The sequence below is a fragment of the Vibrio sp. S234-5 genome, assembly GCF_000960595.1.
Lineage (GTDB): Bacteria > Pseudomonadota > Gammaproteobacteria > Enterobacterales > Vibrionaceae > Vibrio.
The window spans coordinates 219,452-233,184 of record NZ_JZAM01000362.1 but is presented as its reverse complement, the minus strand read 5'-3'; the positions used below and the strand labels follow the sequence as shown (position 1 = coordinate 233,184).

The window sequence follows — 13,733 nt, the reverse complement described above, 5'->3', positions numbered from 1 at the left end:
AAATGTGAGTTTAGAAGGCAGAACAAATGGAAACAAAATGGTGGCATGACGCGGTGGTTTATCAGATTTACCCGCGCAGTTTTTGTGACTCAAATAACGATGGCATTGGCGATATCAATGGCATCATTAGTAAGCTTGATTATCTCCACCAGCTTGGTGTTAACGTGCTGTGGCTCTCTCCGGTGTATAAGTCACCGATGGACGACAACGGTTACGACATCTCCGATTACCAAGATATCGCGGCTGAATTTGGCACCATGGATGAGATGAAAACGCTGCTGGCCAAAGCCAAACAGCGTGATATCAAGATCGTGATGGATTTGGTGGTTAACCACACTTCCGATGAACATCCTTGGTTTATTGAAGCGAAAAAGTCCAAAGACAATCCCTATCGCGATTACTATATCTGGCGAGATGCCAAACCCGATGGCGGTGCGCCAGATGATCAGGGCTCGATTTTCGGTGGCAGTGCTTGGCAGTGGGATGAAAACACACAGCAGTACTATTTCCACCTCTTTTCCAAACGCCAACCGGATCTGAACTGGGAAAATCCTAAAGTTCAACAAGAAGTACACCAAATGATGAACTGGTGGATTGAGCAAGGTATCGGCGGTTTTCGTTTGGATGTGATCGATTTGATTGGTAAAGAGATCGACAAAGGCATCACGGGTAATGGACCAAGGTTACACCCGCTGCTGCAAGAGATGAATCGTGCCACCTTTGGCGACAAAGATCTGCTCACTGTGGGCGAAACTTGGGGTGCAACACCGGAGATCGCCAAACTCTACAGCGATCCAGAGCGCCACGAGCTTTCTATGGTGTTCCAGTTTGAACACATTGCGCTCACTTGGCAACATGGCGATAAGTGGAACCCGATTCCGTTGGATCTAAAACAGTTCAAACAAGTGCTGACTAAATGGCAAACCGAACTGGCTGATCAGGGCTGGAATTCACTGTTCTGGAACAATCACGATTTACCACGTGTGGTGTCCAAATACGGCAATGATAGAGAATTGCGGGTAGAGTCCGCCAAAATGCTCGCAACGGCGCTCCATTTCCTCAAAGGTACGCCTTACATCTACCAAGGGGAAGAGATTGGGATGACCAATGTCGCCTTTGATTCATTGCAGCAGTACAAAGACATTGAAACGCTCAATTTCTACCAAGTAAAAACGCAGTCTGGCGTCTCACACGAGCATATGATGCAAGCGATCCATGAAAACAGCCGAGACAACGCCCGTACCCCGATGCAGTGGTCAAATGCACCTCATGCTGGTTTTAGCCAAGTGGAACCGTGGATTGAAACCAATCCAAATTATGGGGCGATTAACGTTGAGCAAGCGTTAGCCGACCAGAATTCCATTTTCTATCACTACCAGAAGTTGATTCAGTTGCGTAAAGCTCACCCAGCGATTGTGTATGGTGATTTCACCCCGCTGTTTGAAGACCACGACTGCGTGTTTGCTTACTTGCGCAGACATCAGGATGAAACTTTGCTGGTGATTAACAACTTTAGCGAGACGGCGCTGAGTGTTGATCTGCCCGAAGCATTAAGAAACCAGTCGGTGGAATGTTTGATTTGCAACTATGAAGCGAAGCAGCATCTTGACGTGACATTGTCACTCAAACCATATGAATCTTTAGCGTTTAAACTCAATTAAACCATTCGAATACGCAGAGGCCCGATATTGGGCCTCTTTTCTAACTCGCATATCTTCAATTTTCGTTTTCAAGCTGCAGATCCGGCTTAACCCAGACTTGGCTAAAATCAAACCAGCCTAGCGCATTGCATTTGGCGTTTTGCAGCGCACCACTGTGATCTTTGTTGACGCCGAGCCAGCAGTGGAACATTGGGATCACCTGGAAGCTTTTCACCAACTGCTTACCAATCTCTCTGGCAGGAAAATCGTTTAGCACGCCACTGCGCCAACTCTCCACCAGCGCAAGCCAACGCTGGAAATCGTAGTCTGTGCTCATGGATTCAATATTGCTGTAATCAAGCAGCCACCCTGCCAACGCATCTTCCCGGTTGGTGGCAATGCCCATTGCTTTGAGCCAAATGTCGACCTTTTCAGGTGTTTCTAAAGCGCAATCGTATTTGACAAAATCAACCTCGATTCGATAGCGCTTTAAGATGGTTTTGATGGTTTTGGCTATCACGGGAAACATCGGGTGCTTGGCTTGATAAGCGACCGAAATGCGTTCCAACTCGCCCGGCGGCTGGGCGTTTGGATTGGGATAAAGATCAATCCAACCCGGTTTGATGCCGTACGCTTGCAGCAAGCCAAGCTCAATCACTTTGTCTTGCGGCACATGGTTAAACAGTTGATAACCATTGAGCACTGCAGAGAAAAACTCCGCCCAGCGCGGATCTTTCGCCACACCGCTGCGCTTATTGAGCAGTAAAAAGGTACAACCGGGGTCGAGTTCAACCTCATCAGAGCGCGACGAAGCGTTCATCATCGGTTTACTTAAACTTGGATAGACCATTGAGGAGTACGATTCATCGATCACCCACACCTCAACTTGGTCGAGCAGTGGACGAAATCCGAAGTAGCCATCGAACGCTCTTAAAATCAGTCGCTTATCGTCATTCGATTGCACCATGTATGGGCCCGTACCCACTGGGCGAATATGATAGTCTTCACTGCGCAGTCGCAGGGGCAAGAGAATTTTCGCCTGCGATTCACTTAGGGCCAGCGGCAAGTAGAGATCGTCTTTAAACAGCCGAATATCCACTACCCAAGGACTGGGCGAGCTCACCGATTGCACATGGGCAAAAAGGTTGAGGTGATGTAACTCTCGCAGGCTTTCAATCACCATTTCGGTGGTCAACAGCTCACCATTGTGAAAGCGCACTCCCGGACGAAGATAGAATCGCCAATGCGCTTTTGAGAGCATTTCCCACGTATGGGCCAGATCTGGCTGCAGCATATCGTTGTCGTCTAGCTTGGTTAAACCACTAAAAATTTGCCGAGCGATATGAATTTCGGTGCGGCGCATTTGCAGATGCGGGTTGAGCATCGACAGCGGACGATAATAAGGCAGACGCACCACCTGCTCGCCTTCGCGATGTGAGACACCAAGATAGCCTTGGATCACTTGCGTCAGCTTCGCCGCGTCACTGTCGAGCACTTCGAGCGCCTGACCAATTTTCCCTTCTTCGAGATACCGTCTGGCGAGATTTTCACTGACGTCGGCTTTGCTGCGCTTAAAGATCAGCGTCGAGAGCTTACCCCGCCCTGCCGCCGGATGCCATTCGATCCAACCTTCTTCTTCCAGCTTGTTAAGGACAATGCGGGCATTTCGGCGGGTACAGAAGAGAATGTCGGTGATCTCTTCCAGTTGCACTCCGCTGTTTTTGCCATCGAAGTGCTGAAAAAGGGTTTCGAATTGAACTCTAAGACGCGGGCTACTCATAAAAAGGGAAATCAAGTCATCAATTTTCGTGACTACCAGTTTCCCTATTTTTCAAAGTGAGTGCAAACGATTTTCTCTATTCGATAGCGATGCCAATTTGCGCTGAAATTTCAGCGAGTTGGCTTTCATCATCCAGTTTTACCGACCATTTACATTCCGCACCATTGGCAACGATAACATTCGCACCACGGCCAATTAACTGCAACGCGTCTACCTGAGCTTGTAGAGTGATACCGGAGTGGCAAGCCAATTTGATCACCACTTCGTGCAGCGTTGCAATAATCTTCCCTTGGCTAAATTCGACCACCATCGCTATACGCCCCGCTCTTTATGCTGTTTGACCGCAATCGTTAAACGGCTGGTGCACACCAATCTTTCCCGTTCATCGCTGATGTTAATTTGCCAAACTTGAGTCGAAACGCCTAAGTGCAACGGTGAAGCGGTACCGATCACCAAACCACTGCGCATCGGCCTTATGTGGTTGGCGTTAATATCTAGGCCGACACAGTAGTGCCCCGGACCAACACTGAAATTGGCCGCCAGTGATCCTAAGGTTTCGGCCAACACCACCGACGCACCGCCATGCAGCATGCCAAGTGGCTGATGAGTGAAACTGCATACGGGCATCGTCGCCGTGAGTGTTTGATCGGAAAAATCGGTATATCGAATTTGCAAGTGCTCGATCAAGGTGTTCTTAGAGGTCGCGTTTAAGGTTTCAAGATCAATCGGTTTTTTCCAGATACTCATCGTTTTACCTGATTTTGGTTATAATCGGCGCTAGTATATACCCAAAGTTCGATGATATGGAGATGGTGATGTCGACACGATTAAAAGCTGCCGCCCTGCTTGCTGTCGCTGGCCTTACAGCTTGCAGCTCTTCCCCGACCGGCCGTAATCAACTACTGATGTTTTCTGATGCGGAAATGTCTAACCTCGGGGCAAACTCTTTTGAGCAGATGAAAAAAGAGACGCCGATTAGCCAAGACAAAGCCCTCAACCAATATGTCCAGTGCGTGGCAAAAGCGATCACCAATACGATTCCGCCTCAGCCCAGTTTCAAAGAGTGGGAAGTGGTGGTGTTTGACAGTGAGCAAGTGAACGCGTTTGCTCTGCCCGGCGGGAAAATCGGTGTTTATACCGGGCTGCTCAATGTCGCGGTCAATCAAGATCAATTAGCCACTGTGATTGGTCATGAAGTCGCCCACGTGTTGGCAGAGCACAGTAATGAACGTCTCTCACAAAGCCAGATAGCGAATGCTGGCTTGCAACTGGCGAACGTTGCCATCGGCGCATCGGAATACAAAGAATATCAGAAGGTGACGATGGCCGCGCTCGGCGTAGGTGTGCAGTACGGCGTGATTCTGCCTTATGGCCGCACCCAAGAATCGGAAGCGGATTTGGTCGGTTTGGAGTACATGTCCAAAGCGGGATTTGATCCAAACCAGAGCATTGAACTTTGGAAAAACATGGCCAAAGCGTCTGGGGGTAAACAGCCACCAGAACTGCTTTCTACTCACCCTTCACACAACACGCGGATAAAAGATCTGCAAACCAAGATAAGCCAGCTCCCCAAAAGCAGCGTGGCTGCACCAAAATGCAAAGTGTAAGCTAATCGCAGCGCAGATAGACAAAGAGCTCCAAACTCGGAGCTCTTTGTTTTTGCATGCAATGTTTTTTGCAAGCCATGTTTTTTGCAGACATTGTTTAACTGCCGAGAATCAGCAGTGGCAGGCGCATCAACTCATCCCCAGTAGACGCAAAATGCCAAATGATGGCGACAAAACTCATTACCGACACAACATACCAAGTAAAAGCTATCGTCTGACCATAGCGCGTTAAGGGTAAAAGATGACTGTTATGCCGGCCTCGCCACTCAAGCACGATCTCCAACATCCCCATAACCAACAAAAAACCAAACAGGGTTAAGCCGAAAGTGTACGAAAGATAAACGCCAGCCGCCGCCGTCAGTACGCCCCCCGCCAAGCCGACCCAACTGTTCATCGAAAAAGTGATGCTCTTGAGCACATGTCCGCCATCCAAGGGTAAAATTGGCAGCAAGTTGAACAGGTTTAGCAAGGCGTTAAACATGGCTAAAGCGGCAAAAAACATCTCTCCGGTCAACCAATAGATCAACGTCAGCAGCACACTCAATATTAAGCCAAAGAACGGCCCCATGATGGAGATAACGACATCCTGCCAGCGAGTGTTAATTTTCTCATCACTGAGCGCCATGCCACCAAAAAATGGGATCAAATAAAACCCTTTGGTTTTCATGCCGAAATATTTCATCGCTCGCACGTGACCGTACTCATGGATCACCAAACAGGCAATCAATGCTAAGGCAAACTGAAAAGAGAACAGCCAAGAGTACGCCGCCAAACTCATCGACGCTAACGCCACTTTAATCAGCTTGGCACTCTTTAGCGCTTTCATTCCCAGCGAAACCAAGCCGATCAGGCTGAACTTACGCGGCTCTTGCCTTGGGGTAAGGGGCGTTTGCTGCTCGATGTCCTTTTCTGTCCGAATACCTTGAGCGCTTGTCTCGCCATTGACCAAGCAATGATAGTGAAACTCAAATGGCTGCCAATGTAACTCTCCCTTCACTTCACAACGCAGCTCCGCTTCACCCGCCATTAACACGAACTGGTGATGGAAAGCGGCATCTTGCCCTTGCGTCGCATCGATTTGAGACACTAATGCGTTATCCCAAAAAAGTTGCTGCCACCCAGCCATTGACCCTTCTAAACGTAAAGGACGGCCAAGAAATTCAATATGTAGTAGTTCCAAAATTAGACCTGAGATAAGCGAAGTCAATGGCTGGCATTATGCCTTTGTGCAGCAGAGGTGAAAAGAGATGAAATTGGCATAAACACCTCTCTGTCTGATGATTCTTATAAAAAAGCGCTAAACAATTCTGGTCGTACCATTCCTAGAAAAAAAATCTACATAATACAGCCCCTTATAAAATGTCATTTGACCTATGCATCAAATCTAATGCTTAAAAGAGCAGCAAACTTTGACAAGTTTATAAACATTCACTTAACATTACATTTACATTGCAGGTACATAGACGCACTCTTTGTATCTGCACTATACAACAAACAACAATTACAAGGACTTCGGTCCACGATTATGAACCCTAGGAGGGTCAAGGATGAACAAGAAGCACTGCTCTCTGCTTGCAATCTCCGTATTGTTTGCGTGTCATGCTAATTCCGCCGGCTTCCAAGTTGCGGAGCATTCAGCATCAGGCCTTGGCAGAGCATTTTCCGGTGAAGGCGCCGTTGCCGACAATGCCTCTGTACTCGCTCGCAACCCAGCAGCGATGACTCTTTTCGACGTAGCGCAGTTTTCTGGCGCTATCTCTATCGTTGACCCTGAAGTCAACGTCTATGACAAAACCAGCAAAGAGCAGTCTGACGACGTGGCTCCGCTACAGGTTGTACCAGCGGCGTACTACATCAGCCCAATAAACGAGAAATGGGCATGGGGTATTGGCCTGTTTACTAACTATGGCGTGGCAACCGACTACCCAGACGATATTTCAGCAGGAGATATGGCGGGTGACACGGCACTGGTTTCTGTTGGTCTCAATCCCAATATCGCCTATCGCGTCAACGAAGCATTGAGCGTCGGTGCTGGTGTTAACTTCGTTTATGCCCACGCGGAGCTGACACGCCATAAAGGTTCACTTGCTCCTCTATTTGGTTCTAATGATAAATCTGAAAACTTGATTGGTATGACTGGCACAACTTTTGGCTATGGCTGGAACGTTGGCGCGCTGTATGAACTCGGCGAAAGTACTCGTTTTGGTTTCGGTTACCGTTCTAAAGTCGATCTTGATTTCGATGATGGTGAATTTAGCAGCTACGATTCTGGCATTGCCACTTCCGCTAAAGTCGATGGGCGTTTGCAAATCAGTCTGCCAGCGATTATGGAACTCTCCGCTTATCATCAGCTAAACGATCAGTGGGCGATGCATTTAGGCTGGCAGCAAACCGATTGGAGCACGTTTACCGAGCTCAAAGCGACCTCACCAGACTGTAATGATGGTACACCTGGTCAATGCTTCTACAAGCCGGAAAAATACGAAGATAACAACCGTTACTCTATCGGCACTACCTATGTGATGAATGAAACTTGGACCTTCCGAGTGGGTTTTGCCTTTGACGAACAAGCGGGTAAAGCCACCTTGAGTATTCCTGATAGTGACCGTACATGGTACAGCGCAGGCCTGACTTACAACATGAGCAAAAACATGACGCTGGATGCGGGTTTTGCGTTAGTGAAAAGTAAATCAGGCCCATTTGAAGAGACCAACGCGGCGGATAGAAAATTTGAGTTCGACGCAGAAGGCACCGCGTACATCAGCGCGATTCAAATGAACTACACCTTTAACTAATCAGGATTGACGGAGTAACACAATGAAACACACATTTAAGCTATCACTGCTATGTTCGGCAATCCTGCTCGCTGGTTGTGGTGATAACACTGAAAGCTCAGGAACTACAGGAAAGGTTACTTTTGAACCAAACGTACAAACACTTCTGGGGCGTGACGCTTCAGTCAAATTCGTTCTAAAGGGTTCTTCAGCAGATGTGCCTTTGCCTTCCTTTTTACTTTTTGACACTAATGATCACACTTTGAACATACCTATAAGTGCTGGCAAATCTAGCAGCTTAGATAACCCCGAAGTCGCGATGGGTGAATCGGATGGTTGGAGTACCATCATGCCATTCAGCATCAACTTCAACTTCGCTGATGGTGTGACGTTACTGAACGATACCGTTGTGATCAATGGCTCGCCATTTAGCCAAAATCTCAATGCGGGAATTCGAGTTGCAAAGGTTGATGTTGACCTAGCGACTGGAGCAATGACTAACTTTACTGCACTAACTCCTGGTGTTGATTTTCTTGCCGTCACTACCGATTTGAAGAGCATTAAAGTCCTTCCTCTCAAAGGTCTAGATCCTGCATCAAACTACATCTATGCACTTACAGATTCGATCAAAGATAGCAACAACAACCCGTTGGGTACATCCAGTTCATATGCAAGCTTGAAAACTTCAACAGCTCAATCTGGATTATTGGCGGCACCACAAAAAATTATCTGGAACATTGAAAAAACCTTCGAAGATAACGATCAAGTCACCAGCAAAGATGAAATTGTTTACTCTTCTTGGTTTACGACTGCATCAGCAGGCAATGTAATGCAAGGAACAAAAGCAGCGATTGCCGCCTCAGTGAATCCTGCTGTTAAGCCTTCTGGTGTTTGGAAAGGAAGCGCGAACCCAAACAACCTCTCAGTTGACGAGCTCAACTCGCTTTACAGCATTGACGCAGACGATGCTGGTGCCGATTTCGGCGCAGCAGTCACCAATGATCCACTTTTCAAAGCGGCATTTGGTGATGACAAGGCCAACGCACTAAAAAACAGTTACGATGCGTTAGCAGCTGCCGCACCGACACTAGATTCCATTCAAGTTTTTCGTGGTACGGTCAAACTGCCCTACTTCTTGAGTGATCAAGTCAATGGTAAAGAGTGGAAAACACAACCTTGGCGCAGTGGTATGCCAAGTGTGTTTAAGATCCTAAAGACCTTGAGTTCAGGCTCTAACGCTGATAAAGCAGCGATTAGCCAGCAGTTAATCGATTTAGGTTTTACGGATCTGCCAGCTCAGCTCTACTCTGTTCAGCATCAAGCACTTCTTGTTGGTGCGAAACTGACATTGGCCGATGGCACTCAACTGGATACTGATCGAATTATGACCAGATACAGCGCAGTTCCACAAATTCGTGCAGTGAAAGAGGTTCCTTTCATCATGTTTGTTCCCAAGGGAACGGGTGCAGATAACGTACCACTACTGCAATATCAGCACGGAATCACCAACCTAAAGGAAAGCGCTTATGCATTAGCACTGAGCCACATCAGTACCGCTATTCAAACGGGCAAAACACCTTATGCGTTAATTGCTATTGATCAACCATTGCATGGACAACGTGCCTTGTCTGATGGCACCGTAACAACGCCAAGTACGCCTACAGTCTTTATGAATCTTGAATACTTGCCAGTGGCAAGAGACAACATTCGCCAAGGTGCTATTGACGGATTAGGGCTACGTTACGCATTAAACTACGTAGATCCAACGGAATTGGCTTTCCAAACGGTAAACCAAGCCAATGTTTCTCTTATTGGCCACTCTATCGGCGGCATTACTGGTATCAGTAGCTATGCTGTTGCTAATACATCAGTTAATCCAGCGATTGATTCAATGTTTAGTTACCAGACAGCAACATTAGCCAATCCGGGTGGCGGTATTGCACCGTTCTTGCTTGAATCAGGGTCATTCTCGCCAATCATCAAGCACAGTATCACGGCTACGGCAGTACCAAGTTACTTAAATTACTACGCGAATACATGTCCGACCAAAGATGACCCAGGCGCTTGTTTCAACAGCTTCTATAGCGATGCGGATGCCGAAACGAAAAGTGACATCGATAGTATATTGACCTCATTTACTTACGCGGCACAGACCGTGTTAGACAACGTTGACCCATTCAATATCGCTTCTCAAGTGAGCGGGTCCCTGTTGGGTATTCAATCCAATGGTGATGCGACTATTCCCAATAAGGTGTCGAACATTCCTACAGCGGGTACAGAGCCACTCTTTAAGAAACTAGGATTAGTGAATACGGCTACTGATGCCACTGGTACACGTGTCGCTTCGTACTTTGATGAGTCATCCAATGCAACCCACTCTACGGTAGTTGCTCCAGGATCGGGGGAAGAACTCGCTCATGGTGAAATGAGCTCTCAGATTGTTCAGTTCACACGCACCGAAGGAAACGGTGACGGTTCGTTAACTGTTAACGCAGGTTTGCTAGACGCGAGCAAGTAATCCAAAGATTACCGTGTTGAGTCAATGCCCAGTGTTCTCTATGACACTGGGCATTTTATTGGAGGATATATAAGTTGAGCATTTGTTACTTAACCCAATCCTCTTTTTAGATTGGAAAATCTGTAAAATACTCACTTTAATTTTCTAAACCCTTTTAATTCTCAGGATAAAGTGGATAATACCGCCTCAAATTAATACTACTAAGGTGAGTTCTCATGTCTATCGAAGCAACTCTGCTGGATCGTTGCCAGTCTAAATGTGAATTGTGTTGTTCTGATTCTTCGCTATCGGCCTACCCTGTACCACCGCACACTCACGTGACTGTGGATACTGCGATTATGGTCTGTGACAAGTGTTTGAGCGAAATCGATGAGCCAAAAGACATTAACCACTGGCGTTGCCTAAGCGACAGCATGTGGAGCCAAGTGCCAGCCGTTCAAGTGACAGCATGGCGCCAACTGACTCGCCTCAACACCGAAACTTGGGCTCAAGATGCACTCGACATGATGTACATGGAAGAAGAGCAAAAAACTTGGGCGATGAAAGGAATGTCTGCAGACGACAAAACCGTTGACTGTAATGGCGCTGAACTGAAAAAAGGCGACGATGTTACGGTTATCAAAGATCTGCCAATCAAAGGCACTAACCAAGTTATCAAACAAGGTACCGTTATCCGCGGCATTAGCCTAAGTGACGATCCTAAATTGGTTTCTGGTAAAGTGAATGGCGGTCAGTCAATGTACGTGATCGCAGAATACTGCCGTAAGAAATAAGCCTTGCTCGTTTCGAAAATCAGGCGTCTCAATGAGGCGCCTTTTTTTGTTTTTCGTTAGATGGCATAGCCCCAAATCGCCTCTTCGAGCAAGATCAGGTTACCGAGCACGTTGCCAAAAACCGCTCAATTTAGGCCCAAAAACATTAATTAGCGCACCGAACACAATCAATGCCCCGCCAAGAAAAGTCCAAAAAGAAGGGATTTCGTTAAATAGCCATACCCCCAGCAACGCAGAAAAGACAATTTGCACATAAGAGTAGGCAGACGCTTTCCCAGCGGTTTGCGTTTGCATTGCCTTAGTTAAACCAAACTGGCCAATTTGAGTAAAAATACCGACCAAAACCAGGGCAAAAACTAACCAGAGATCCGGAAGAACAAAGTCATCACCAATTAAAAGCGACGCTGTCGGCAAGGCGACCAGAGGAAAGTAAAAGATGATCACCGAACTGTCTTCGGTGCGGCTTAACTTTCTCACTATCACATACGCGATTGAACTACCGAACGCACCAAGCAAAGCGATAGCAACACTGAACATCGGTAACTCGCTTACCGCATGCTGACCAAGTGTTGGGTAGACCATGCAAAAAAGGCCGAGTAAGCACAGTCCAATGCAGGCAAGAGTGGATATCTGAACCCGCTCTTGTAAAAAGAGGACCGCCAAAAGCGCAGTAAACACCGGATGAACGTATTGCAAAATGGTGGCTTCAGCCAAGGGCAAGGTGGTCACTGAGTAGTAAACGCACATCAGTGCGACGGTACCGACCGTGCCACGGGCGAATAGCAGTCCTTTATTGTTGCCCCAAATCGAGATCCGTTTTCTTTTGACATCCGCGTAACTGAGGATAAGAGATACCAACGCACGTGCGGCGACAATCTCAAACAACGGAATACCATGCACACTGACGTATTTCACGCTGGCTGACATAAGCGCAAAGCCCAACGCAGACAAAAGCATATAACGCACGCCAATGGGCAGCCAAGATTCGAGTTTTGTAGACATAGGAGGAAGGAGTAAGAATAATTTGCATTACTGTATCACAGCGGGTTAGCCGCAAACTACGTCTTTACCACATCGGGAGCAGAAAAAATAAAAGCCGACATTGGCGTCGGCTTTTGTTTTCTTTGCGCGAGATTAGCGGTACATACCGATATCTCGTTGCAGATGTACTGGCAACTCTTCTGTGTAATAACTGCGCTGAGCACTGTTATCGACGAAAAGAATATCCAATAGGTGAGCAATCAATCCTTTGAAGTTAACCGAATAGGTTCTCTTATCCATAGAGGTTGGTAAAGCTACATTGTTGATGTGCATCGCTTGTGCCATGATTGCCTCTCTTAAAATCTTTCAACGTTCTCGTTTCGTTGGCTGAATAATAGGGCTTTTTTCCATGGTCAAAAAATGACTATTTTTAACAATTCGGATTATTTTTTCTAATAAAACAAACCATTAACACACCCTAAGACTAACCAATACTCTTTTATGCATTAAAATTCACAAATAAGCCAAAATAGCTGCATAAACTCAAAATCAGCACCTAGCCAAACGGACTAATTTCACATATTTTTCACATTAAATATTTTTAACTTCACTTTCAACGCCATCACTTCTCACTATTTTGATTAGTTATATTAAGGCTAATAAGCGCTTGCTTAGCCCTCTTTTGATTTACCTTGAGAGAAGCCACAATGGCTGATGTCATGACAAACAACAGAAAACTCAGCGACCACAATGTTGGGATCTCATACGCAGAACCGACAAGCAGCATTTTCACACCTATAAACACCATGATGATCGACAAAGCGGGTTTTAGGTAAACGAACTTATCCATCATGGCTTGCAGTACAAAATAGAGTGAGCGTAGCCCCAGCAGAGCAAACACATTCGCCGCAAGGACAAGAAACGGCTCTTGGGTGACAGCGAAAATAGCCGGAATAGAGTCCAAAGCGAACATCACATCCATCACGGCAATCACAGCGATGACAATCAGCATCGGCGTGGCAAACCACTGCCCTGCGCGTTTCACGATCAGCGATTGACCATGAAAGGTGTCAGTGACTTTGAAATAGCGTCGGAGCAAACGTTCTGGCAACGGGTTGAGCGACGTTTGTTCATCTTTCTCCCGAGCAAGTTGAATGCCCGTCCAAATCAAAAATGCCGCAAACAGATACAAAATCCAATGGTACTGTGCAAGAAGCTGCGCGCCGACGGCAATCATAATGGCTCGCAGTATTAAGGCTCCAATCACACCCCAGAGCAAAGCACGTGGACGCAGCGACTCCGGCACTTGGTACTGTGTAAAAATAATCGCAAAAACAAACAGATTATCGACACTTAACGATTTTTCCAGTAGGTAACCCGTTAAGAAAGCCATCGTCGCTTCTTGGTGACTGTACGGGCTGTTGGGAACGTAACTGTCCCAGCAAAGAAAAATGGTCGTGGCAAAGACAAACGCCAAGAGAAACCACATTAAGCTCCAGCCCAGTGCGCGGCGCATCGAAATAGAACCGCCGCGAGTTTGCCAAATATCAAGAGAGACTAAAACAAGGGTGAGCAATGCGAAGCTGCCATACATAGCAGCACTGCTGGTAAAAAACGGCGTAGATTCAGCCAATAGCGAAGTAGATACAATCGGGGACAT

Annotated in this window: 12 protein-coding genes; 5 read left to right on the top strand and 7 right to left on the bottom strand. The window is 46.9% G+C overall.

From position 1 onward, the window contains the following. The first annotated feature begins 26 nt into the window (after positions 1-26). Positions 27-1,661 (top strand): alpha-glucosidase, encoded by a 1,635-nt coding sequence (locus tag UF06_RS21325; RefSeq protein WP_045572235.1) that lies wholly within the window; start codon positions 27-29, stop codon positions 1,659-1,661. Between the two features lie 55 nt (positions 1,662-1,716). Here UF06_RS21325 and UF06_RS21320 read toward each other — a convergent pair whose 3' ends face one another. The 3 genes from UF06_RS21320 to UF06_RS21310 form a co-directional block, all read right to left on the bottom strand. Continuing rightward, positions 1,717-3,420: an SgrR family transcriptional regulator gene (locus UF06_RS21320; protein WP_045572234.1), complete on the bottom strand. Its 1,704-nt coding sequence runs from the start codon at positions 3,418-3,420 to the stop codon at positions 1,717-1,719. A 76-nt stretch (positions 3,421-3,496) separates the two neighbouring features. Beyond that, positions 3,497-3,730, bottom strand: coding sequence for a DUF3389 domain-containing protein (locus UF06_RS21315; RefSeq protein ID WP_045572233.1), 234 nt, complete (start codon positions 3,728-3,730; stop codon positions 3,497-3,499). Positions 3,731-3,732: 2 nt separating this feature from the next. Next, entirely contained in the window at positions 3,733-4,167 is a 435-nt protein-coding gene (locus tag UF06_RS21310) for a hotdog fold thioesterase (RefSeq protein ID WP_045572232.1), read from the bottom strand. Positions 4,168-4,223: 56 nt separating this feature from the next. Here UF06_RS21310 and UF06_RS21305 point away from each other — a divergent pair, with 56 nt between their 5' ends. Next, complete coding sequence (locus tag UF06_RS21305; protein WP_045572231.1) at positions 4,224-5,027, top strand: M48 family metallopeptidase; 804 nt, start codon at positions 4,224-4,226, stop codon at positions 5,025-5,027. A gap of 97 nt (positions 5,028-5,124) precedes the next feature. Here the strand turns inward: UF06_RS21305 and UF06_RS21300 are convergent, their stop codons facing one another. Beyond that, complete coding sequence (locus tag UF06_RS21300) at positions 5,125-6,207, bottom strand: site-2 protease family protein (RefSeq protein WP_045572299.1); 1,083 nt, start codon at positions 6,205-6,207, stop codon at positions 5,125-5,127. 367 nt (positions 6,208-6,574) lie between these two features. Here UF06_RS21300 and UF06_RS21295 point away from each other — a divergent pair, with 367 nt between their 5' ends. The 3 genes from UF06_RS21295 (at position 6,575) to UF06_RS21285 (ending at position 11,092) form a co-directional block, all read left to right on the top strand. Next, positions 6,575-7,822 (top strand): porin, encoded by a 1,248-nt coding sequence (locus tag UF06_RS21295; protein ID WP_045572230.1) that lies wholly within the window; start codon positions 6,575-6,577, stop codon positions 7,820-7,822. Between the two features lie 22 nt (positions 7,823-7,844). Then, positions 7,845-10,319 (top strand): VolA/Pla-1 family phospholipase, encoded by a 2,475-nt coding sequence (locus UF06_RS21290; RefSeq protein WP_045572229.1) that lies wholly within the window; start codon positions 7,845-7,847, stop codon positions 10,317-10,319. Between the two features lie 215 nt (positions 10,320-10,534). Further along, positions 10,535-11,092, top strand: a complete 558-nt coding sequence (locus UF06_RS21285; RefSeq protein ID WP_045572228.1) for an alkylphosphonate utilization protein — start codon at positions 10,535-10,537, stop codon at positions 11,090-11,092. Between the two features lie 99 nt (positions 11,093-11,191). On the opposite strand, the gene UF06_RS21280 is transcribed toward UF06_RS21285, so the two are convergent. From UF06_RS21280 to UF06_RS21270, 3 genes are all read right to left on the bottom strand, one after another. After that, the gene (locus tag UF06_RS21280) at positions 11,192-12,094 is read right to left on the bottom strand and encodes a DMT family transporter (RefSeq protein ID WP_045572227.1); all 903 of its coding nucleotides are present in this window, start codon (positions 12,092-12,094) and stop codon (positions 11,192-11,194) included. A gap of 132 nt (positions 12,095-12,226) precedes the next feature. Further along, on the bottom strand, positions 12,227-12,418 hold the full coding sequence (locus UF06_RS21275; RefSeq protein WP_045572226.1) for a hypothetical protein: 192 nt from the start codon (positions 12,416-12,418) through the stop codon (positions 12,227-12,229). A 277-nt stretch (positions 12,419-12,695) separates the two neighbouring features. After that, entirely contained in the window at positions 12,696-13,733 is a 1,038-nt protein-coding gene (locus tag UF06_RS21270; protein ID WP_045572225.1) for a TerC/Alx family metal homeostasis membrane protein, read from the bottom strand.